Origin of the sequence: Arthrobacter sp. SLBN-53, assembly GCF_006715585.1 — a bacterium.
Taxonomy (GTDB): Bacteria; Actinomycetota; Actinomycetes; order Mycobacteriales; family Mycobacteriaceae; genus Mycobacterium; species Mycobacterium neoaurum_A.
Genome location: NZ_VFNN01000001.1, coordinates 3054568 through 3077194 on the forward strand (window position 1 = coordinate 3054568; position 22627 = coordinate 3077194).

Sequence of the window (22627 nt, forward strand, 5' to 3'; positions counted from 1 at the left end):
GACGCTCCGGCAACCAACGCGTCATCGCCTGTGAGACGGTTGAGCTCCGATCAGATTCTGCGTGAACCCCTGCTCGGCCCCCTGGTGGCGCTCGTACTGGCCATCGTCATCTTCAGCTCGATCACCGACTCGTTCCTCAATCCGCAGAACGTGTCCCTGATCCTGCAGCAGTCGGTTGTCGTGGGCATCCTGGCGGTCGGGCAGACGCTGATCATCCTCACCTCGGGAATCGACCTGTCCATCGGGGCGATCGCCGTCTTCGGCAGCATCGTGCTGGCCCAGAGTGCCGGCGCCAACGGGCCTTTCGTGGCACTGGGATCGACGCTGCTGGTCTGCGTCCTGTTCGGCGCGATCAACGGCGGACTGGTCACGATGCTGCGGCTGCCTCCGTTCATCGTGACGCTGGGGACCTTCACCGCGATCCAGGCGGCGACGCGGCTGCTGGCGGGGTCGGAAACCTACCGCGTCGAACAGGGACCGCTGACCTTTCTGGGTACCTCGTTCCGGCTGGGATCGTTCTCGACCACCTACGGCGTGGTGGCCATGCTGCTGGTGTACCTGGTGGTCTGGTATGCCCTGAGTCAAACCGCCTGGGGCAAACACGTTTACGCCGTCGGGGGAAACCGTCAGGCCGCCGATATGTCCGGGATCAAGTCCGGGCGCGTGCTGGTCTCGGTCTACATCACCACCGGTGTGATCGCGGCCATCGCCGCCTGGGCCGCACTCGGCCGGATCCCCAATGCCGATCCCAACGCGTATCAGAACGCCAATCTGGAATCGATCACCGCGGTGGTGATCGGGGGAACCAGCCTGTTCGGCGGGCGCGGCGGTGTGGGCGGGACGTTGGTAGGCACGCTGATCGTCGGCGTGCTGCGCAATGGCTTGACCCAGGCCGGCGTCGACAACCTCTATCAGAACATCGCCACCGGCATCCTGGTGATCGTCGCGGTGGCGGTGGATCAGTTCGCGCGCAGGAGATCACAATGAGTGACACACCCGTGCTCGAGGCACGCGGCCTCGTCAAGAAGTACGGCAGCGTGACCGCGATCAACGGTGCCGACTTCGCGTTGCACGCCGGCGAGGTCCTGGCCGTCATCGGTGACAACGGGGCGGGCAAGTCCAGCTTGATCAAAGCCCTTGCCGGCGCAGTCATCCCGGATTCGGGCCAGATCCTGATGAACGGCGCACCCGTGTCGTTCAAGAACACCAGGGACGCCAGGGCGGCGGGCATCGAAACCGTCTACCAGGACCTAGCGGTGGTCTCGGCCCTCGACATCGCCTCCAACCTGTACCTGGGTCGCGAGGTGCGTCGAAAAGGCCTTGCCGGCCGGGTGTTCCGCCGACTCGACATGCCCGTGATGCGACGCGACGCCGCACAACATCTGGCGGACCTGAAGATCGGGATCAAGTCGGTGAACCAGGCGGTCGAAACGCTCTCCGGTGGACAGCGCCAAGGCGTCGCGGTGGCGCGCGCGGCGGCGTTCGGTCGCGGCGTGATCATCATGGACGAGCCGACCGCCGCGCTCGGTGTCCGGGAATCCGGACAGGTGATCGATCTGATCCGGTCGATCCGCGACCGCGGTATCCCGGTCGTGCTCATCAGCCACGACATGCCCCACGTGTTCGAGGTGGCCGACCGGATCCACATCCACCGCCTCGGGAAGCGTGCCGGAGTGGTCGATCCGAAGAAGCGCTCCATGTCCGAGGTGGTCGCGCTGATGACCGGTGCGGAGGAGCCGACCGATGAGGAACGCGCCGCTCGCTGAGAGGGCCCCGATCGGGGTCTTCGTCGGTCTGGCCACATTGGATGTGATCCATCGCATCGTCGCACCACCCGCGGTCAACGAAAAGGTAACCGCGCGTGACCAGTTCGTCGCCGCGGGTGGACCGGCCGCCAATGCCGCCGTCACGTTCGCCGCGCTCGGCGGGCGTGCCGTCCTGGTGACCGCGTTGGGCGCCGATCCCGTCGCCGACCTGGTGCGCGCCGATCTGACGGCCCACGATGTCCGGATCGTCGACAGCGCCGAAGGCGAGCGCCGGCCGGTACCCATATCGGCGGTTTCGGTGCTGGAGTCCACCGGCGAGCGGTCGGTCGTCTCCCTCGATGCCGTGCGTTCCGATGTTCGGGCACCCGACGGTCTCGGCGATCTGATCGCCGACGCCGACGTCGTCCTGGTCGACGGGCATCACCCACGCCTTGCGGTGGCCGCCGCCGCGCGCGCAACGGCACACGGGAGAGCGCTCGTCGCCGACGCCGGCAGGTGGAAGCCGGTGATGGCCGATCTCATCCCGCACGTCACCGACATGGTGTGCTCCAACGACTTCCGCGTGCCAGACACCGAGACTTCGGAATCCACCGCGACGGCGCTGCGCGACCACGGGGTGCACACCGTGGTGACCACACACGGCGGTGACCCGATCCGGTGGTGGTCGGCGGGGCGGTCCGGCTCGGTGGCGGTTCCCGCGGTCACCGCCGTCGACACCCTCGGCGCCGGCGACGCCTTCCACGGTGCGTACTCCTACTACCGTGCCGGGTCCGGTGACCTCGAACAACGCCTCGGCAACGCGGCGCGCGTGGCGGCACTACGGTGTTCGATAGTCGGGCCACGGACGTGGTTGGACCGATTGCCAGAAGATCTCATCCGGAAGCAGGAGCGGTGAACCCCGAGCAGGACGTCCAGGACGCGACGCTGGATCAGTTGGTCGATGCGGCCGCGGCGCTCGTCGTCGCCGGCGAACGACGCATCCTCGGCGTGACCGGCGCTCCCGGTGCCGGAAAGTCCACGCTCGCCGAACAGCTCGTCACCGCGCTCGGTCCCGAGGTTGCGGTGCTGGTGCCCATGGACGGTTTCCATCTGGCCAACGAGGTCCTCATCGAGCTGGGGCGACTGGATCGCAAGGGCGCCCACGACACCTTCGACGATGGTGGTTACTCGCGGCTCATGGCCGCACTGCGAACCCAACGTGTCGATGACCCCGTGGTCTACGCGCCACGGTTCCGGCGGGAGATCGAGGAGTCGATAGGTTCGTCCATCCCGGTGGCGCCGACCGTCCCCCTGGTCGTGACCGAGGGCAATTACCTACTGCTGGAATGCGATACCTGGCCGGTCGCGCGATCTCACATCGACCAGGTGTGGTTCCTGGCCCCCGACAACGATATCCGCCACGAACGGCTGGTACGACGACACCAGGTGTATGGGAAATCGCTGCAGGAAGCCGAGTTCTGGGCGCTGGGCTCCGACGAGCGCAATGCCCGGCTCATCGAATCGACCGCCGGTAGGGCCGACCGTATCGTGCGGGTCCGATGACCACGATGGGCGATGTCGCCCGGCTGGCCGGTGTATCGGCCTCCACGGTGTCGCACGTGCTCAACGGCACGCGCAATGTCAACGCCGCCACCCGACTGCGGGTGGAGGCCGCCATCGAGGAGGTCGGCTACCGCCGCAACGGCGTGGCGCGATCGTTGGCAGCCGGCCGCACGCACACCGTCGGGCTGTCGATCTCGGCACTGACCAACCCGTATTTCGGCAGCCTCGTCCATGCCGTGGAGCGCGCCCTCTCCGACGCCGGCTATGTGTTGATCGTCGGTGATTCCCACGATGACGTGTCCTCCGAGCAGCGCGTCACGGGTTCGCTGCTGGACCGCCAGGTCGACGGGATGATCGTCGCTCCCGCGGCGGGTTCGGAGCGGACCACTCTGCCCGAGATCACTCGCTCCCGGACCCCGATGGTGCTCATCGACCGCGGCGAAGATGTCGGGTTCGACCGCATCGTCCCGGAGAACTTCGGCTCGGCGAAGGGATTGACCGACCATCTGCTCGATCTCGGCCATCGCCGGATCGCGGTCGTGCGCGGGCTGGCCGGAATCTCGTCGACCATCGAACGATTCGACGGGCACCGTGCGGCACTGGCGGGCCGCGGTATCGCCGTCGACCCCACGCTGGTGGTCGACGGGGAATCCAGTACCGACGTCGCCGAACGGGAAGTCCGGGCGCTGATGTCGCGCGCAGACCGGCCGACTGCGCTGGTATCGCTCAACAATGCGATGACCATCGGCACCTTGAAGGCGATCCGCGGGCTCGGATTGTCCATACCGCAGGACGTGGCCTTCGTCTGTTACGACGATTTCGAGTGGTCAGACCTGTTCGAACCGCGGCTGACCGCCGCCGCCCAGGACGTCGAGACGATCGGTGTGACGGCGGTCGAACTACTGCTGGCCCGTATCCGCGGCTCGGAGGAACCCCCACGACACATCCGGGTGCCGACGACGTTTCACCACCGCAATTCGTGCGGTTGCACCTCCGCTCCGGTGAGTGGATAACGGTTTGCCACCGTCGAGGTTGCAGTGTGGTTCTGCGCTGGCCGCGCTCGGCCGCGGCGCCCTAGATTCTTCAGGTGCACCGCCGAACCCTGCTGCAATTGTCCGCGGTGGCGGCCGCGGGCGCGCTGATCGGTCGGGCACCCGTCGTGGCGGCCGAGAACACCCGGTGGACCGCCGAGCGCGCGAATGCCTGGTACCGCCAGCAGGGGTGGCTGGTGGGCGCGAACTACGTCCCCGCCACGGCGACCAACCAGATCGAGATGTGGCAGGCCGGCACCTACGACCCGCGCCGCATCAGCGGTGAACTGCAGGTTGCCCGCACCATCGGGTTCAACACCGTCCGGGTGTTCCTGCACGACCAGCTGTGGGCCCAGGACCGCGCCGGATTTCTGCGCCGGATCTCCCAGTTCGTCGACATCGCCGCCGGGCAGGGCATCAAGCCCCTGTTCGTGTTGTTCGACTCCTGCTGGGATCCGCACCCCAAGCTCGGCCCGCAGCCCGCACCGAGGCCCGGTGTGCACAACTCCCGGTGGGTGCAGGGCCCCGGCGCCGACTTGATCGACAACCCGCGGTACCGGCCTGTGCTGCGCGACTACGTCACCGGTGTCATCGGCGCGTTCGGTGCCGACAACCGGGTGCTGGGCTGGGATCTGTGGAACGAACCGGACAGCCCGGCAAGCCAGTACAAGGCGGTCGAACGCAGCGACAAGCTGAAAGTGGTCGGCGAGTTGCTCCCGCAGGTGTTCGGATGGGCGCGGGCGGTGAACCCGAGCCAACCTCTGACCAGCGGGGTGTGGCGCGGGTCGTGGCGCACGCCGTCCGGCATCGTGGCCACCCAGCTGGACAACTCCGACATCATCTCCTTCCACAGCTACGCAGAGCCGTCGACCTTCGAGGAAAAGATCGATGAGCTCGAACCGCTGGGCCGGCCGATCCTGTGCACCGAGTACCTGGCCCGCGAGGACGGCAGCACCGTCGAAGGCATCCTGCCGATCGCCAAGCGGCGTGGCGTCGGCGCCTACAACTGGGGGCTGGTCGCCGGCCGCACGCAGACCTACTACCCGTGGGATTCGTGGGACAAGCCCTACGACAAGGTGCCCGAGAAATGGATGCATGACCTGGTCCACCCCGACGGTCGCGCCTTCCGTACCAGCGAGATCGAGACCATCCAGCAGCTGGCCGCCAAGACCTGAGCCCGGCGGTCGGGTGGACATCGGCAACGGCAGTTCGTAGCCTGTCGGAGGACGTGCAAGCTGGGCCAGGATTCGGTCCGCGCAATCGAAGGACCGTGACAATCCGTATCACCCTGGTGCGTAGAAAACTGTGGCGAACCGTGTCCATGTCGGTGGCCGCGGCACTGGTCACGGGCGTCTCGGCCCTTTCGGTGAGCTCGGTCGGTGTGGTGAACGCCGATCCCGCCGCCGACGCGCTGGCCAAGCTCGAAGAACTCTCCAGCCAGGCCCTCAAGACCCGCGAAGCCGTGACCGTCGCCCAGCGCGATGCCGACACCAAGCTTGCCGAGCAGGTTGCCGCGGACGCCCGGCAGCGCGCCGACGCCGAGATTCTCGCCGCCGCCCAGGCCCGGCTGGCACCCGTGCAGGCTGCCGCCGACCGGGTGGCGGTGATGACCTACACCAGTGGGCGCACCGGCCAGCTCCAGTGGCTGATGACCGCATCATCGCCCCAGCAGCTGATCGACAACATGTCCCTGCAGCAGGCTGTCGCCACCCATTCGGCGGACCGGATGGCGGATCTGCGGGCGGTCCGGGAACAGGCCGCCGTTGCGGCTCGGACTTCGGAAACGTCCGCCGCCGCGGCCCGGGTGGCCGCCGAGCAGTCCGCCGCGGTTCGGGCCGACCTGCAGACCGCACTGAGCGATCTGCTGCGTCAGCTCGCCGCCGCCGAAGCCCAGTACGCGGCGTTGACGCCACAGCAGCAGGCGATCGTCGACAGCGCGCCACCGGCCGCACCGCCGGCCGCTCCGGCGCCTGACGACCCGGCGATCGTGGCGATGCCCGGCCAGCCCTCGCTGGCCGCCGCGCGCGTCGACATCCCGGAGGCCGCCGCACTACCGGTCGGCGTGGCCAACGAGGCGGGTCTGCAGCCGAATGCGATCCTGGCCGCGCGGTCCGTCAGCCAGCAGTTCCCGCAGATATCCGAGATCGGTGGGGTGCGCCCGGACTCCAAGCCCTGGCATCCCAGCGGGCTTGCCATCGACATCATGATCCCCAACGCCGGCAGCCCCGAGGGCATCGCGCTCGGGGACCAGATCATGGCCTATGCCCTGGCCAACGCCGGGCGGTTCGGGCTCCAGGATGTGATCTGGCGAGGTACGTACTACACGCCCGCGGGTCCGCAGGCATCCGGATACGGCCACTTCGACCACGTGCACCTCACGGTGACACGGCGCTGACCGGTCGCCGGACCGCCGAACCGACCAGGTGACCGCGTAATCGCGGATTCGCGATCCGGAACAGGTGGCCCATCGCCACGGCGGTACCCATTACGTCATCGCGAGACGTCAGATATGTCCAGCGGTGTGCCGGGGGCAGCGAGAAGAAGGTGTCGAAGAAATCGGGCACCTCGTCGGCGGGCATGCGTAGGAGCGCCTCCAGACCGATCCGCCGGAAACGGTGGATGGCCCGCGCCGACCGCGGCCAGACGATCCCACGGGCCGCCGCCAACGCGGCCGCCTGACCCAGCGGGAGGTTCGTCGCCAACGCATCCGCCACGCGTGGGGCGAGCCGCAACGCGGATGCCACGCTGAAACCCGTCGCCGGGTGGACCAACGGCGCCGCCGCCCCGAACCCGAGAACACCCGCGGTGCGGTGCCGCGGTTGATCGAGCGGGAAGGACACCTTCTCCGTCGGCGCATCGTCGGGCACCACGATGCCGTGCCGGGCCAGCCGGGCATGCAACCGGCGGCGCAGCGTTGTCATGGGCAGACCGGGCCGCCGCGCCAGGGAGGTCTCCTCCAGCAGGATCCGCCCGGCACCCAGTGGCACCGCGTAGAGAAACGTGGGCCAGCCGCTCTCACCGTGGTCGGCGCGCCAGTCCATGAACAACGCCTCACCGGGGGCCGCCAGCGTCGTCGCCGCATCCATGTCGACGACCACCCCGTACGCGGTCTGGGCGGCGGCCACCGCCGCCGGTGGCGTGGCCGGGTCGAGTGGACGCCGCCGGCCGCCGGCATCGATGACCACCGCGGCATGCAACTGGGAGCCATCGGCCAGGTCGACCACTCCGGGGGTGGGGCTGCCGGTCGCTCGCCCCCGGTACAACCGCACCGCACCGAGCCGATCGGTCAGATGTGCCTGCAGCGCAGGCACATCCAGTACCGCATACTCCCAGCCCAACCGGTGTTCGGCACGGCCGACCGCCCGGCCTGCGGCCCGAGCCGCGACCACGGATGCGGGCAGGTCGACGGGTAGTTCCCGGCTCCACATCCCGTAGGTGGCGCTCCATGGCCGGTCCGGCGCCGGGTCCAGCAGGCCGGTGTCGAGGCCAAGGCGGGCACACGCACCCGCGAGAGCGACCCCCGCGGGACCGGCGCCCACGATCAGAACGTCCATCCGCATCAGTTCGCTGGGATCGATTCGGGTGCGCGGCCGCTGGTCATAGTCGAACACTACGCATCGCGGCTCGGCTGTCAGATGGCGATCGGGGTGATGGTCGTCGGGTCCACGGTCGGCAGGCTCAGCCGCATGCCGGTCACCTGCAGTGAACCGAAGGAGGTGAGGGTGGCGTAGGTCGTCGACGACGCGACCAGCTGCAGTGTCACCGTCTGGCCCGGCCGAAGGGTGTGGGCGACCGGTTCCAGCGCGATGGTGATCTCGCGCGGCTGTCCGTCCAGGGTCACCGGAATCGGCGTGATCTGGTTGCCCAGCACCTGGCCGGTGGAGTCGTCGACGAGTTGGGCGTAGACGTGCCGGGCGCCACCGGTCCCGCTGTAGTTCACCGTCAGCTGTGGTGCGCCCACCACATGGGTGGTCGTCTCGGCCGGCGCGGTGGTGAGATTCAGCGCGTTGTAGGCCTTCGACGCGGCGAAGGGCAGCACCCCCAACAGTGGTCCCGAGCCGCCGAAGAAGGGGACCAGCGGCAACTGGCCGCCCGAGCCGCTGGCCACGACCGGGCTGTCGGCGGTGATCGGGTAGCGGTCCGATGCGTAGAACTGCCAACGCTGGTCGACGAATTCGAACTGCGGGCCGGTCGCCGTTGCGGTGTTGCCGTTGACATAGCGGTCCAGCCACGCGAGCGTGGCCCGCTGGATGAGGACACCGTCGGTGGGGTCGAACAGGTTGCCGCAGAGTCCGTGGCCCCCGCAGAACCAGATCACCTTGGTGGGAACACCATTGGCGATGAGGGTCGCCGCCGTGGTGTCGGCTTCCTGCAATGAGAACAGCGTGTCGACGGTGCCCTGGATCAGCAGTGTCGGCGCGGTGATCTTGCCGACGAGATCTCGAGGGCCGCCCGGGCCGAGTTGCGCCAGGCGTTCCTGCTCGGCGGCGGTCTGGCGGCCGGTCAGGACCCCGTAGATCGTGGCGGGCAGGATCGCCGGATTCGGCCGGGTGAAGAGGGTGATCCCGGCGGTCAGGATGGTCGCCCAGCTGCTCTTGAACGCGTCGTTCTTGTACTGCGCGGTGTTCAGGGTGTTCCAGGCGATCGCCGGCACGATGGCGTCGATTCGGGGATCGGTTGCGGCGCTGACCAATTGGATGCCGCCGCCATAGGATGCGCCGGTCATCCCGACGCGCGGATCGAGCACGCCCGGATCGAGCCGGGCCTCCGGCTGGGTGGCAATCCAGCTGATGATCGCCGAGACGTCCTTGGCGTCGAAGTCCGGTGAATCCTGTTCGAGCCGCCCGCCGGAGTTGTGCTCACCGCGTGGATCCCAGGTGACGACGTTGTAGCCGGCGGTGCGCAGTGTGCCGGTGTACACCAGGCCAGAAGTGTCGGCGATGATGCCGTCGAGCAGGGTCGGCGTGAGATTGGTGGCCCCCGGCAGCAGTAGACCGGGACCCTGCAGGATCGTCGCGGCCCGCTCACCACTCTGCAGACCGGCCGCGGGCATGAAGTGGACATAGATCTGCGTGCCGTCGAACGAGGTGATCATGACATCGCGCGGCCGCGGCGTACCCGGTGGCGAGCCCCACTGCAGGGGATAGCCGAGGATCGGGTGCAACAGGTCGCTGATCACCGGTATCTGGTTGACGAACGCGACGATCGGGGTGACGAACAGCGGGCCGATGATCGGTAGATACTGCAGCGGTTCGAGTAACGGGGTTCGCGGCGTCGCGATCACCGGTGCGTGCGTGACCGGGTCGATCAGCGGTGCGGCCAGTGTCGCTGTCGTGGGCGGGGGTGTGGGCGCGAGGGTGTTTCTGCTGGCCGCGGCCGCCACCGTCCACGACAACGGGGTGTCCACGGGCGTCGTCGGCTCGTCCTCGTCCGCGGCATCGTTCTCGGGTGCGGTGCGCTCACCGGTCACCGCCGGGGTGATGTCGATGGCCGGTGTCGGTGTCGAGATCACGGGGTCGGGTTCGCGTTCGTCCCGGTCCTCGGGTTCCGGCGTGACCAGTTCGGTCGGGTCGGCACGCTCTTTTGGTTCTCGTGCTGCTGCTGTTTCTTCCTCGCTGGGCGTGTTCGACCTCGCCGAACGCATCTTTCTCGGCGCAAACGGCTCCGTGCTCGTCACGGTGGGGTTCGCCTGCTCGTCGGGGGAGGAGGCGTCCTTTGCTGACGTGGGGGCCGGATCGCTGGGCGTTGCGGCGTCGGCGGAACTGTTGGGCGATTCGGTCGGTGCGGCCGCGGCAGCTCCGGCGCCGCAGATTATCGCCGCTCCGATTCCGAGTGCCGCGGCCAAGCCGCCGATTCTTCCGATATGCGCTGCCGCGCCGACATTGGTCATGACACGGCGCTCCAGTCATTCGGGGGAGTTTGCTGACGGCGTCGTGTCCATCAGACCATGCGGTCAGCGGCCGGACAAGGCCAGCAAACGCAATGCGCGCATCCCCGCGAGCAACCGGCTACGTCGTGCGGGCGCTCCATTCGGCGGTCCGCTCCGGTGTGGCCTCCGCGAGCGCCGTGCGGGTGGCGGCGACGTCGAAGTCCTTGCCGTATACCGGTGTGCCTGGCTGCTGACGCCACGAGTCCGATATCGGGCCCGCGTCGACCGGGTCGAATCCGAGTTCGTCGACGATCCTGTGCACCAGCTCGCGGCCAGCGCCATCATCGCCGGCGACCGGCAGGGCGATGCGGTTGGCCGTTCCGCTCGGGGTTCCCCGTTCCAGCAGGTGCTTCCAGAAGATGCCGTTGAACACCTTGTACACAGGTGCCCCGATCTGCTCGGCGACCCAGGCGCTCTCGACCTGGCCATCCTCGATTTCGGCTATCTCCCCGTCGCGCTGCTGCGGGTAATAGTTGTTGGTCTCGATCACCGGGGCGCCGGGTTTACGGGCGTCGACGATGCCGTCGGCCAGATCGGGAACGTTCTTCTGCGGAATGCTCAGGATGACCAGATCCGCATCGGTGGCGGCGTCGCGTGCCCATACCGCGGTGGCACCGGTCTCGGCGGCCAGCTCGGCGAGTGTCTCTGGCGCACGCGAGTTGGAAACGTGCACCTCGTGCCCGAGTTCTCGCAGCCGGCGGGTCAGTGTGCCGCCGATGTGTCCTGCTCCGATGATGCCGATGTGCATGTGACCTCCAAGTGTCGGTGGATCTCTTGGCGGTCAACAGCCCGCGCCTCGGGCTTGTTCCTGCTGCTCATCGGAGGATGGCAGCCCGGGCAATCGGGAGTGAACATTATGTGCTTAATGTGGGCGATACGGTTTGGGGGCGAGACGATGGAAGTACACCCCGAGCGGAAGGTCAATGCGTGACCGCTTCAGCGCAGACAACCGAACGACACCGGAAGCCGCATTGGTCGCTGGCCCGGACCTGGCTGCTGCAGCCAGGACTGCCCGACGGCGGCGCGGCCTTCGACGCTGCGGTCGCCGGGCGGTCCGATGTCGTGGTGCTCGACATCGAAGACGGACTACCGGATCAGCAGAAGGCGGCCGGACGGGCCGCGGTCGCCGAATGGCTGAACGTCGGGAAGGCATGGGTCCGGATCAACAGCGTGTCGACATCCGCGTGGGAGACCGATCTGGACGCGGTGGCCAACGCTCCGGGGCTTCGCGGTGTGATGCTGGCCAAGGTGGAATCCGGAGACGATATCGCCGCCACCGCTGCGCGGCTTCCCGCCGGTACCCCGGTGGTGGCTCTGGTCGAATCGGCGCTCGGCATCGAGGCGTCATCCGAGATCGCGCGGACACCGGGGTGCTATCGAATGGCGTTCGGGCTCGGCGACTTCCGTCGGGACACCGGTATGAGTGCTGATCCGTCGGTGTTGGCCTACCCGCGGGCCCGGTTGGTGATCGCCAGTCGCGCCGCGCGGTTGCCCGCACCGATCGACGGCCCGACCCTGCGCAACGAGTCCCGTCACCTGGCCCGCGAGACCGAGGTGGCCAAGGCTGCGGGCATGACCGCACGGTTGTGCCTGGATCCCGGGCACGCCGAGACGATCAATGGTCTGCTCAGCCCGTCGACGCTGGACATCGATGAGGCGCGGCGGACACTGGCACGGTTGGATTCACCTACCGGGCCGTATGACGGCAGCGTCGGCCCCACTCGTGCGCGAGCCGAAGCGGTGTTGGATCTTGCCGGCAAGCTCGGCTTGGTCTGAGTCCTTCAGGGGTGCAGATTCCACTGCCCGACGTCTGATGCCAGCACATCGTTGACGTCGACGCGGATGCCGCCGACCACCGGTCCGGGATTGGATGCCGTGTCGATGATCCGCTGGTACAGGACGGCGGCGGGGTGGATCTGACCGCCCGACCATGACCGGGTCTGCCATACCCAGGCCTTGCCGGGTGTGCTCGAGCGTCCGACCACACCGCTGGTGATGGCCCACTCGCACGGCCGGATACCGGCGTAGATGCCGGTGCGCATGGGCCCGATGACGGAGTTGATTCCCCGGAACCATTGCAGTGCCACCGTGTCCCAGGTTTCGCGATCGATGTCGTCGTCGACGCTGAAGTACACCGGTGCGGTCTGACCCCCGCCGGCGGCGGTATGAAGCTGCCACGCGGTCCGCGCGTCGGCGACCCCGCCGGCAAACCCACGCGTGAAATCCGATGGAGCGGTGCCGCCGGGCTTCCCGTACTGGAAGTTGCTGACGATGACCAGGCCGGCCGCGGTGAGCGACTGGGCATAGGGCAGCGTGATCGGCTTGGCCCCGAACGAGGAACCGGGCCGCGAGGTCGACACGTAGTTGATGACGCCGGCATGACCCGCCGCGCGGATGTCAGCAGCCGGGATCTGACGCATGGCGAAGTCGATGAGGGTGGGCGCTGCGGCGGCTGCCGTGGGTGTCCCAGTGGTTGCGGCACCGAGCCCGGCCAGGGCCGTTGTCGCCGCGGCGTAGCGCAGCGCGTCCCGCCGCGAGAATTGCACGGCGCGATGTTAACAAAGTGACTGCTGATGATCGGGCAGCCTCGCCGACGATTCACGCTGTCACATACCGCCTGGTCATTTCGTCTACTGGGGGACGATCACGGACGACCGGAAAGAGGACACAATGCTCCCGCACGTGAACATCAGCAAGCAGTTCGCCGAACCGTACAAGACCTTCGCGGCGTTGGACACTCAGGTCAAGGACGCCATCGAGCAGGCAGGACTTCCCGTTCAGCTGGCCGAGCTCGTCAAGATACGGGTATCGCAAATCAACGGCTGTGCCTTCTGTCTGCGGATGCATACGCGCGACGCGCTGGCTGCCGGCGAGAGTACCGATCGGCTCGCCGTCTTGCCCGCGTGGTGGGAGTCGCAGTACTTCACCGAACAGGAGCAGGCGGCCTTGACGCTTGCAGAGCGTGTCACGCGGATCGGTGACGAGCACACCGGAGCGCCCGATTCGGTCGACATCGAGGCGGCCCTGACCGCGCAGCAGATCGCCGCGGTCACCTGGCTGGTGGTGGTCATGAACGGGTGGAACCGCATCGCGATCACCAGCCATTGTCCGGTTGGTCCCTGAGCGCCGAGGCTCAGGTGCGGCGTGCCGTGCCGTGCCGTGCCGTGCCGTGTGATCGGCGTACGACGTAGGCGCGGAGGGCTCAAAGCGGTTTGGGAAGGGCCTGTTGCAGCTGGACCGCTCGTTCCTCGGACCTGGTTTCTCTGTTCAGTTGTCAAGGTGCGCTGGTTCTTTGGGGTGCCTTGGGGTTATGCGGCGGTGGGTAGGTCGGTCATGGTGCGGCGGGTGTGGGAGCGCAGAGGTGCCGGCTCGCGTTCACCGGGTGTGTGGGGTGGGATGAACCAGGGGTGGCGGTCCCTACCGAGGTAGACCTGCCAGCCACCGTGATGGATCAAGCTGTGGTGCAACCGGCACAGCAGCACCCCGTTGCCTAAACTCGTTTCACCCCCGGCACTCCAGGGTTGGATGTGGTGGGCATCGCACCACGACACCGGGCGCCCACACCCGGGATGGGCGCACCCACCGTCGCGGACGGCCAGCGCTTTACGGATCGCCGGGGTGAACAGCCTTTCCGCGCGCCCGACATCCAACGGCACCCCCGAGTGGTCGACGATCACCGACGTCAACGTCGCATCACAGCCGATCAACTCCGCGGTCGCCGCGGAGACCGGCCCGCCGAACCCCAACCGATCCACCACCTCCCCACTGTTGCCCGCCGTCACGCCCGGGGCTACCGGTCGGATCAGGGTGACGTGCGGGAGCACCCCACCGGACATCGGACGCCTCGACTGCGACAGGTAGGTGCGCAGCACCTGCCCCAACGCCTCCGCCCGCCGAGTGTTGATCGGGCGCGGATCCGGGGATCCGTCGGGTAGCGGGACCGGTCGGCACAACGGATCCAACGCCGCACACAGCTCTTCCCCAGTACCGACGTCCAGATCCAGGGTGGCCTCGAACCGGCCCTCAGCGTTCTGCACCAACGTCATCTGGTTCAGGGTGGTGTCCTCGGCCACCGGCACCACCCGGTCGCCAGGTGCAAGACGCGCAGCGCGGTCGATGGCGGTCGCCCGGGCCTTGGCGGCTACCTCGGCCGGGCTGGTCTGCACCATCAGTCTGGTCACCACCGCCGCCCGATCGTCCTCGGACAACGGCGTCCGCGACTCCACGTGCGCGACACCTTTGCCGACGGCGTCGGCGAACTCGATACCGATCCCACCCAACCGCTGCGCCGTCGTCAGTGCGGGCAGCACAGGTGCCATCCGCCCCACCCGCACCGCCCGGGCCGCCGCACCCGGGGACATCCCCAACAACCTCAACAGATCAGCCCCGGTGCGCAGGTGCCGCCGACCCGGCACACCCGCCCGCTCGGCCGCCACCACCGCCGAAGCGATCACAAAGTCCAACAGATTCCGCGCCGACACCGCCGCAGCCAACACACCCAACAACGCCTCGTCATCGACCACCGGCCGCGGACAACCCACCAACCGACCCAAAACCGGCCCGACATCACCCTCCGGTGACACCGGAACAAGCTCATCGATCAGCGCGTCGACAAACGCATCAAGACAGCTGGCGTCCATAACGGATACCGACTTCCCCCACAGCACCCACCAAGGGGCACCACCCCACAAGCACAGCTCGCACGATCCCCCGGACAGGAACCGTCGAACCCCGCGGCGACCGGAGTCGCGGTCTGCGGCTCACCAAATCCGAAGATCGGGAACCGCGGCGCATTCGAACTTGTGTTCGAGCGTACGCCGAACGAAGAACTTGCGCAAGAGGTTTGCGAAGGCTTGCGCGAGTCGAATATCGGGCGTACGGTCGAACGCAAGTTCGACTACTGATGGCTCACGATGTTGATCCGGTGGGCCCGTCTCGATGGTTCTCGTGCCGTCGGGAGTGACTCTGCTCGCCCTGGAGGCGGTGTGTGGGTCTTGTTGCCCTTTGGGCTACGTGTGCTGGCCTTGTTCGAGAGGTTGGGTAACAGGATGGATGTCATCAATTTCAGGTGTTCGGCAGATGTGCAGAGCGGCGTTTTGGCGCGGTTGACCGCGGGCACGCATGGCGCTGAAAAGCTGGTGGAGACAACGGGTTCTGGTCCGCGGTTCTACGCTCGCGGTATCGATCGGATTACTCGGGTCGGTGCTCTTGCATCGGTGATCGTCGATTGGCGCAGGATGCGGTTCGATGTCGTCGGCGGTGACCGGCTGTTCAGTGCGCGCGATCCGTAAGTGGCTGGGCCGACAGCGGTCGGTCCAGCGCCGAGGCGGCCAGGGTGAGTGCGGCTCAGCGCCATTCGTATGCCGCGCAATGAGATCGACCTGGGTGGTGCCACAGTTTCGAACATGTGGGGCGAGTCAGCTCAGACGTACCTTGACAACTACACAGTGAAGCACGCGCCGCGGATGATGGTGGTGTGCAGCAGGATAGCGCGATCATCGCTGTGCGTTCTAGCGGCGTGCAATAGCGGTGGCGATGGCGCGCCAGCCGATGATCAGCGCCGCAGTTGTCAGTGTGGCGACCACGATGAAGCTCGGCGCGGTGCCCGCCGACGTTGCCTTGCGTAACAGCATCCCGATGATCACGGTGCAGGCCCAGACAATGAGACCGGTGGGGTATATCGCCGAGGGCCTGAAGGCGCCGGGGTAGGCGCGGGCCGCGAGCCAGCCGGCCACCGTTCCCGTGATGAAGGGCCATGCGGTCTCGGCGATACCGATGAGGGTCAGGCCCTCGGCGTGACTGCGCCGCCCGATGGTGCAGAACACCAGCACGCATACCACATCGGCGAGTAACGCGATGGCTGGTCTGGTCGGCCGGGCTCCGGTTCGCTCACTCACCGGGATAGTCCATCACATCGGAAACCAGTGGCGTGACTTGGGTTTCGTCTCGGGCCGTGAAGTCTGGGACCATGGGTGCCGGCTTACCCGCCTGTGCAGTGTCGATGGCATCGCCATCGGGACCGAGACGGTCGTCGGTGCGTCCGGTGAGTCGGAAGCTGTCGAAGACGAACGGCAGGCCGTCGGCTTTCAACGGATCCGGGGAGTCCATGACGTGGAAATGTAGGTGCGGAGCATCGGTGTTGCCACTGTTTCCGAGTGAGCCCAGCACCTGGCCGGCACTCAGTCGGTCACCGGGTTTCACTGCCACCGATCCGGTCTTCAAGTGAGCGTAGAACGCATAGTTCCCGCCGCCGATGTCCTGCACCACGTGGTTTCCGCCGTACTGGTCCAGGCGCAGCCCGGTCGGACTCTTCCCTGGTACCTGCTCGGGTAGTCCGTCCAGCACCGCAACCACCGGGCCATCGGCCACTGCGTGCACGTCGGCACCGAAGTAGGCGTAGGACGCGGTCTCCGCGACGTCACCGGCGAACAAACGACCATCGGGCAGCAGTTGCACATAATCGATGGCATACCGCTCGGCACCCCAGAGTGCACCGTCGATCGGATTGATCGCCATTCGGTGCGGCGTCATCCCGCAGCACCCGTTGGCATCCCACCACTGCGGGCCGCGCAGTGGTGGCGCGATGACCACCGGTGTACGGGACTGGACGGTGGCCGGGGCGACGGTCTCGGTCAGCTGCGGCGGCAACAGCGGCGGCATCGGTTTGGTGAGAGTGACCTGGACCTTATGGTCGAGTTCGGTTGGTGCAGCGTCCTTGTCGGTACTGACATCGAGCCACACCAACGCCGACTGTGCCGGTCCGAGGCGGCCTGTCGGTGCAGTGGTGCCCAGAATCCGGGTGCGTTCGGCCAGATCGGTGCCGCTGAGGGTCAGCAGCGGCTCACCGGCGTCGCCGGCGCGGACCTGCAGGGAATCGACGGTGATGCCTTGATCCATCGCGTTGGTCAACAGCAACTCGTAGGCGAGATGCGTCCGACCATCGGTGGCCCGCACCGGGACGGGTGCGGCGACGACCCGGGCCAGCACAGGGGTGGCCACGGGGGCATCGGCGTCGGCCGCGGGAGTGGGGATGGACGATGTCGTCGGGGTGCCGTTGCCCGGAGCGGTGGGGGAGACGGTCGGCGAACCCTCCGTACTCGTGGCGGGTTGCTCGGTGGTCGGCGAACATGCCGACACCGCCAATGCCGCGGCGAAAAGTACGGCGGTGCAGGCGCTTCTAGGTATCACGGCGCTCCTTGTCTTCGGGCTCTGCCGGTGCGTCCGGGTCGACGTCCATCTCGGTGCGGAACAAGAACAAGAACACCACCCAGCCGATGGCGGAGATGAAGATCCAACTGACCAACCGATAGATCAGCATCGCTGAGATCGCCGAGGCCAAGGACATGCCGCTGGACACCAGCCCCGGCACCAGTACGGCCTCGACCACCAGTAGCCCACCGGGCATCAGCGGGATGGATCCCACCGCGCGGGCGGCCGCGTAGGCCACCGTCAGCGCCGCCAGCGAGGGATGCCCGCCGGCGGCGTACGCGGCGAAAGCGAGGCAGGCGACATCGGCGATCCAGTTGAACAGCGACCAACTGAACGCATTGCCCAGCGCCCGTCGGCTCAACCGCACCGATTCCAGCTGGCACAGCAGTTCGCGCCACTTGTCCAGCCACGTGTCGGCAGGCTTGTTGCGCAGCGCATTGAGCCAGGTCAGCAGCCGCACGCCGATGCCGTCGATCTGCTGCGGATTGGCCGCCACCGACTGGGCCAGTACCAGCAGTAGGAAGAACCCGCCCAAGGTGAAGATCAACGACAGCGGATTTCGGCTGGCGCCCAACAGGAATGCTCCACCAAGACCGAGCAACGCGAGACCGACGGCCTGCAGAACTCCCGACATGACCAGCTGCCAGGACGCCACCACCGGGGACGCACCCCACAACCGCTGCTGGCGGTAGACGAATGTCGCCGAGAGCACCGGGCCGCCGGGCAGCGTCGTGGACAGCGCGTTACCCGCATAGAACGCCGCTTCCGAGCGCCACTGGCGGACCTGCACGCCGGCCGAGCGCAGCAGGGTCCGCTGAATCTGGGCGAAGCTGTGCATCGACGCCATCGCCGCGACGACGGCCGCGAGCACCCACCACCAATTCGCCGAGAGCAGGCTCCGCCAGGCCTTGGCCAGCTGGTCCCAGACCAGCGTCAACTCGACCGTCAGCACCGCCACCGCGACCACGATGACCACCCAGCGGACCCACCAGTATTTGCCGCGGGTACTGGCGTCGCGGCCATGGGCGTCGCTCATCGGCGCTTCGTGCGACACGTGATCAAGGGTAACCGGGCCATGTGGCGCATGACCTGCGATAACCCGGCGAGTCGCGCGTACGGTAAGCCCATGGCAATAGATCCGGTCGCCGATCAGTCGGTACATCCGTTGGTCCGCAAGGCCGCGGCCTGGTCGTGGCGCCTGCTGGTGATCGGATCGGCCGTGGTGGCGCTGCTGTGGGTGATCGGCCACATGATGCTGATCGTCGTGCCGGTGGCCTTGGCGACGATGTTCGCGGCATTGCTGACGCCGTTCGTCGACTTCATGCATCGTCGTCGCGCTCCGCGGGGCTGGGCGGTGGCGGTGGTGCTGCTGAGCTCCATCTCGATCGTCGGCGGGTTGCTCAGCTTCGTCGTCAGCCAATTCATCAGCGGCGCACCGGCATTGGTGGATCAAGTATCTGCCAGCGTGGACGGTGTGCGGGGTTGGCTGATCGACGGGCCGTTGCACCTGAGCCGAGATCAGATCGACCATGCGGGCGACGCGGTGATAAGCACCCTGCAGGAGAATCAGGCCCGGGTCACCAGCGGTGCGTTGTCGACGGCGGCCACCGTCACAGAGATCCTGACCGGCGCTCTACTGGTGCTGTTCACCCTGATCTTCCTGCTGCTGGGTGGTCGGGAGATCTTCACCTACGTCACAAAGATCTTCCCGACGACGGTGCGGGAGCGGGTCCGCGAGGCGGGCCGCGCAGGATTTGGATCGCTCACCGGTTACGTGCGGGCGACCTGCCTGGTGGCACTCGTCGACGCCGTCGGTATCGGTACCGGACTGGCCATCATGGGCATCCCGCTCGCCCTGCCGCTGGCATCCCTGGTCTTCCTCGGCGCATTCGTCCCGCTGATCGGCGCGGTGCTCACCGGCGGCGTCGCGGTGATCGTCGCGCTGATCGCCAAGGGCTGGGTGTACGCGCTGATCACCTTCGGGCTGATCCTCGCGGTGCAACAGCTCGAATCACATGTGCTCCAGCCGTTGGTGATGGGCCGCGCGGTGTCGGTCCACCCCCTCGCCGTGGTACTCGCCATCGCCACCGGCGGCGTACTGGCCGGCATCCTCGGGGCGCTGTTGGCGGTCCCGATCCTGGCGGTGCTCAACAGCGCCATCCGGGTCCTGCTGGCCGACGATCCCGAGGCCGAGCAGGAGCAGGTGGTGGCCGAGCTGGAGCCCGAAGCCCCTACAGGCGGCCCTCCCGGCGAAGCAGATCGGCCGCACTGACGCCGCCACCACGCCGGGTGGGGGCATCGTCGGTCGTCTCCCGCGCGGCGCGGGTGTCGAGCTTCTCCGTCGGCTCCGGATCGCCCGAATCCCGTTGGGCGGGAATGGCAGTCGTCTGATCGCTGTCGCCACCGGCGGGTGCGGCCGGCTGCTGGGCGCCCGGGCCTGCGCTCGGGATCGCCGTGGTGGGTGCGGCGCTCCCGCGCAACTCGCCCAGCCACGACTCGATCTCGCGCTTTTCCCGTGCGGGATTCTGGTCGGTGCGCGGCCGGCGTTCGGTCGGTGTGTTGACCGCGTTGATCGCCGACGTGGCGGCCGAGTCCGGTTGCGCGGCGAAACGCGTCGTCGGAGGCTCAGGTGCCGCCGGGGGAGTGGGAATCCGGCTCGTCCCGACCGCGGACGGACCCGTGGGACGCACGGGCGGAAGCCCGCGGGGCGGCGGAGCGATGGGATGCCCCGGGTCGTGCTGCGGGCGCGCGGGTGCACCGGCACCCACCAGCGCTGCCTCGTCGGCCGGCTCCTCATCGGGTTCGCGGAACCCGGGACGCTTGCGCTCATCGGGCAATTCGGTCTCGCCCAGACCGATCTTCTCCTGAACGCGCTTCATCCACTGTGGCGCCCACCAGCAATCATCGCCGAGCAGTTTCATGATCGCCGGGACCAGGAACATGCGGATCACGGTGGCGTCGAGCAGCAGCGCGATCAGCAGACCGAAGGCCAGGTACTTCATCACGACGAGATCGGAGAAGGCGAACGCCGCGACCACGACGGCCAGCACCAGAGCGGCACCGGTGATCAGTCGACCCGTGGTGGCCGTTCCGATGCGGATGGCCTCGGCCGTCGACAGACCGCGTTCACGCGCCTCGACCATGCGGGAGACCAGGAACACCTCGTAGTCGGTCGACAGGCCCCAGATCACGGCGATGATCAGGCCGATCATCGGTGCGAACAACGGCTGCGGGGTGTAGTTGAACAACCCGGAACCGTGTCCGCCCTCGACGAACATCCAGGTCAAGATGCCCATCGTGGAGCCCAATGTGAGGGCGGACATCAACGCCGCCTTGATCGGCAGCACCAGCGATCCGAACGCCAGGAACATCAGGATCGTGGTGGTGATGACAAGGATCACGACCATCAGGGGCAACTTGTCGAACAGCGTCAGGATGCTGTCCTGAGCCAGCGCCTGGGTGCCACCGACCAGGATCGTCGTTCCACGGGGCGGCGTGAGCGCGCGCAGCTCCTCGATCTTCTTGGGCGCGGTGCTGTTGTCGACCAGCCCGTTCTGGATCACTCGCACAGATGGATCCTTGGACCCGCTCTCCTGTGCCGGCCGCTCCTGCCACATCTCCGACGGTTTGTCGGCGCCGGCAAAACCGGGGATCGTCTGGGCGTCGGCGCGAACGGCCGCCACCTGCTGATCGGTCAACGGTTCGCCGTTGTCGCTGCGGATGACCAGGGTCAACGGTTCGGTGCGGAACCCGGAGAACTCGCGGTCGAACTGCTGCTGCGCCATGCGCACGGGATTGTCCGGCGGCAGATACTTCTCACTCAGGCCGCCGAGCGCCATCTGCCCGATCGGGATGACCAGCAGCGTCATCACGACGAGGATCGGGGCAGCGAACGCGATCGGCCGCTTCATCACGACGTTGACCAGCTTGCCCCAGAAGCCCTTCTCGACCTCCTCGCGCGTCATCGTCTTCTGGGTCTTCTCGATGAACCAGTCGATGATCTTGCGGGAGAACGGCCAGTTGGCCAGGAAGGGCACGCGCAGCAGGGTGCGGACGCCGAGTGCATCGACGTTCGCGCCGAGGATGCCCAGCACCGCGGGCAATACCGTGATCGACAGGAACGCCGCCAGCAGCACCGACGTGATGATCGCGTACGTGATCGATTTGAGGAACCCGAGCGGTATCAGCAGCAGCGGAAGTGACGATGCCACGATGATCACCGCGGAGAACGCGACAGTGCGGCCCGAGGTCATCACCGAGCGGCGTACCGCTGCCGGTACGTCATACCCCTCGGCGAGTTCCTCGCGGAACCGGCTCACGATGAACAGGCCGTAGTCGATGGCGATACCGAAGCCCATCATCGTCACCACGGGCTGGGCGAAGAAGTGCACCGGACCGAACTCGGCCATGAAACGCAGGATGCCGAGTGCTCCGGCAATGGTCAGACCGCCGACGATGGCGGGCAGGGCGGCGGCAACGGCGCCGCCGAACACGAAGAACAGCACGACCGCGACCAGCGGCACGATCGCGATCTCGGCGCGTTTCTGGTCGGTGCCGATGGTGCCGGTGAGTTCGCTGGCCAGCGGGTTGAGCCCGGCGAGCTTGATGTCCCCACCGTTGACCTGCTTCAGATCGGATTCGACGGCCTGATAGTTCTTCAGGATGGTGTCGTCGTCGTCGCCCTTGAGCGGCACGCTGATGAAGGTCTGCCGCAGATCGTCGGTCTTCATCTGGCTGACCGTCGGGTTATCGGTATCGGGTGCCTTCAACCAGCCAACCCAGCCGACGATCTGGTCCGGGTGGTCCTCGACCACCTTGTCCAGTTCGCCGGTGACCTCGCGCTGCCACGCCTTGTCGGTGACCTTCTTGTCATCCGGGGGCGTGAGGATTGCGACGACGTGGCTGGTGCGGTCACGGCCGTACACCTCGTCGCCGATCAGCGAAGCCTGCACCGACTCGCTGGTATCAGCGTAGAAACCGCTCTGGGTGACGTGCTGTCCGAGACTTGCTCCGAACAGCCCGCCACCAAGGCACAGTGCGACCATGACACCGATGACTATGTATCGGTACTGGTACACCGTTCGACCCCACCAGGCGAACACGTCAGCTCCTTAAAATCTTCTTCAGGTCTGTTTCTCGTTGCGCGCGAA

General features: G+C 67.3%; 20 protein-coding genes. 11 read left to right on the top strand and 9 right to left on the bottom strand.

All coding sequences use genetic code 11. The features are described from left to right. The first annotated feature begins 30 nt into the window (after positions 1–30). From FBY28_RS14665 to FBY28_RS14695, 7 genes are all read left to right on the top strand, one after another. Positions 31–987: an ABC transporter permease gene (locus tag FBY28_RS14665; protein ID WP_216847701.1), complete on the top strand. Its 957-nt coding sequence runs from the start codon at positions 31–33 to the stop codon at positions 985–987. Then, on the top strand, positions 984–1766 hold the full coding sequence (locus FBY28_RS14670; protein ID WP_141867915.1) for an ATP-binding cassette domain-containing protein: 783 nt from the start codon (positions 984–986) through the stop codon (positions 1764–1766). Before FBY28_RS14665 ends, FBY28_RS14670 begins: the two co-directional genes overlap by 4 nt. Further along, positions 1744–2661 carry a PfkB family carbohydrate kinase gene (locus FBY28_RS14675; protein WP_141867917.1) on the top strand — a complete coding sequence of 306 codons (918 nt, stop codon included), beginning with the start codon at positions 1744–1746 and terminating at the stop codon, positions 2659–2661. Before FBY28_RS14670 ends, FBY28_RS14675 begins: the two co-directional genes overlap by 23 nt. Beyond that, positions 2658–3308, top strand: coding sequence for a nucleoside/nucleotide kinase family protein (locus FBY28_RS14680; protein WP_141867919.1), 651 nt, complete (start codon positions 2658–2660; stop codon positions 3306–3308). Before FBY28_RS14675 ends, FBY28_RS14680 begins: the two co-directional genes overlap by 4 nt. Beyond that, a complete protein-coding gene (locus FBY28_RS14685) occupies positions 3305–4321 on the top strand; it encodes a LacI family DNA-binding transcriptional regulator (RefSeq protein ID WP_141867921.1) in 1017 nt (338 codons plus the stop codon). Before FBY28_RS14680 ends, FBY28_RS14685 begins: the two co-directional genes overlap by 4 nt. Before the next feature lie 74 nt (positions 4322–4395). Continuing rightward, complete coding sequence (locus FBY28_RS14690) at positions 4396–5514, top strand: cellulase family glycosylhydrolase (RefSeq protein WP_141867923.1); 1119 nt, start codon at positions 4396–4398, stop codon at positions 5512–5514. Positions 5515–5609: 95 nt separating this feature from the next. Next, positions 5610–6734 carry a coiled-coil domain-containing protein gene (locus FBY28_RS14695; RefSeq protein ID WP_216847702.1) on the top strand — a complete coding sequence of 375 codons (1125 nt, stop codon included), beginning with the start codon at positions 5610–5612 and terminating at the stop codon, positions 6732–6734. Here FBY28_RS14695 and FBY28_RS14700 read toward each other — a convergent pair. The 3 genes from FBY28_RS14700 to FBY28_RS14710 all read right to left on the bottom strand — a co-directional run bounded on the left by FBY28_RS14700 (position 6715) and on the right by FBY28_RS14710 (position 11016). Beyond that, complete coding sequence (locus FBY28_RS14700; RefSeq protein ID WP_174241632.1) at positions 6715–7893, bottom strand: lycopene cyclase family protein; 1179 nt, start codon at positions 7891–7893, stop codon at positions 6715–6717. The two genes, FBY28_RS14695 and FBY28_RS14700, sit on opposite strands and share 20 nt — an antisense overlap. A gap of 77 nt (positions 7894–7970) precedes the next feature. Continuing rightward, positions 7971–10229: a CocE/NonD family hydrolase gene (locus FBY28_RS14705; RefSeq protein ID WP_216847703.1), complete on the bottom strand. Its 2259-nt coding sequence runs from the start codon at positions 10227–10229 to the stop codon at positions 7971–7973. A gap of 118 nt (positions 10230–10347) precedes the next feature. Then, on the bottom strand, positions 10348–11016 hold the full coding sequence (locus FBY28_RS14710) for an NADPH-dependent F420 reductase (protein WP_141867925.1): 669 nt from the start codon (positions 11014–11016) through the stop codon (positions 10348–10350). 179 nt (positions 11017–11195) lie between these two features. Here FBY28_RS14710 and FBY28_RS14715 point away from each other — a divergent pair, with 179 nt between their 5' ends. Next, complete coding sequence (locus tag FBY28_RS14715) at positions 11196–12044, top strand: HpcH/HpaI aldolase/citrate lyase family protein (RefSeq protein ID WP_141867927.1); 849 nt, start codon at positions 11196–11198, stop codon at positions 12042–12044. A 5-nt stretch (positions 12045–12049) separates the two neighbouring features. Here FBY28_RS14715 and FBY28_RS14720 read toward each other — a convergent pair whose 3' ends face one another. Next, a complete protein-coding gene (locus FBY28_RS14720) occupies positions 12050–12814 on the bottom strand; it encodes a DUF1906 domain-containing protein (protein ID WP_141867929.1) in 765 nt (254 codons plus the stop codon). 136 nt (positions 12815–12950) lie between these two features. Here FBY28_RS14720 and FBY28_RS14725 point away from each other — a divergent pair, with 136 nt between their 5' ends. Continuing rightward, on the top strand, positions 12951–13391 hold the full coding sequence (locus tag FBY28_RS14725) for a carboxymuconolactone decarboxylase family protein (RefSeq protein ID WP_286178075.1): 441 nt from the start codon (positions 12951–12953) through the stop codon (positions 13389–13391). Between the two features lie 185 nt (positions 13392–13576). Here FBY28_RS14725 and FBY28_RS14730 read toward each other — a convergent pair whose 3' ends face one another. Then, positions 13577–14908: an HNH endonuclease signature motif containing protein gene (locus tag FBY28_RS14730; protein WP_141867933.1), complete on the bottom strand. Its 1332-nt coding sequence runs from the start codon at positions 14906–14908 to the stop codon at positions 13577–13579. A 345-nt stretch (positions 14909–15253) separates the two neighbouring features. On the opposite strand from FBY28_RS14730, the gene FBY28_RS14735 reads away from it, so the two are divergent. Continuing rightward, positions 15254–15559 (top strand): hypothetical protein, encoded by a 306-nt coding sequence (locus FBY28_RS14735; protein WP_141867935.1) that lies wholly within the window; start codon positions 15254–15256, stop codon positions 15557–15559. Between the two features lie 219 nt (positions 15560–15778). Here the strand turns inward: FBY28_RS14735 and FBY28_RS14740 are convergent, their stop codons facing one another. Genes FBY28_RS14740 through FBY28_RS14750 form a run of 3 tightly spaced genes read right to left on the bottom strand, consistent with a single transcriptional unit; the run spans position 15779 to position 18531 of the window. Continuing rightward, positions 15779–16165, bottom strand: coding sequence for a DUF3054 domain-containing protein (locus tag FBY28_RS14740; RefSeq protein ID WP_141867937.1), 387 nt, complete (start codon positions 16163–16165; stop codon positions 15779–15781). Further along, complete coding sequence (locus tag FBY28_RS14745; protein WP_216847704.1) at positions 16158–17456, bottom strand: M23 family metallopeptidase; 1299 nt, start codon at positions 17454–17456, stop codon at positions 16158–16160. The genes FBY28_RS14740 and FBY28_RS14745 overlap by 8 nt, the downstream gene beginning before the upstream one ends. Further along, positions 17446–18531 carry a lysylphosphatidylglycerol synthase transmembrane domain-containing protein gene (locus tag FBY28_RS14750; RefSeq protein ID WP_141867939.1) on the bottom strand — a complete coding sequence of 362 codons (1086 nt, stop codon included), beginning with the start codon at positions 18529–18531 and terminating at the stop codon, positions 17446–17448. Before FBY28_RS14750 ends, FBY28_RS14745 begins: the two co-directional genes overlap by 11 nt. 72 nt (positions 18532–18603) lie before the next feature. Between FBY28_RS14750 and FBY28_RS14755 the strand changes: the two genes are divergently transcribed. After that, positions 18604–19749, top strand: a complete 1146-nt coding sequence (locus FBY28_RS14755; RefSeq protein WP_141867940.1) for an AI-2E family transporter — start codon at positions 18604–18606, stop codon at positions 19747–19749. On the opposite strand, the gene mmpL3 is transcribed toward FBY28_RS14755, so the two are convergent. Next, positions 19709–22579, bottom strand: a complete 2871-nt coding sequence (mmpL3, locus tag FBY28_RS14760) for a trehalose monomycolate exporter MmpL3 (RefSeq protein ID WP_141867942.1) — start codon at positions 22577–22579, stop codon at positions 19709–19711. The genes FBY28_RS14755 and mmpL3 overlap by 41 nt on opposite strands. Positions 22580–22627: the final 48 nt, after the last annotated feature.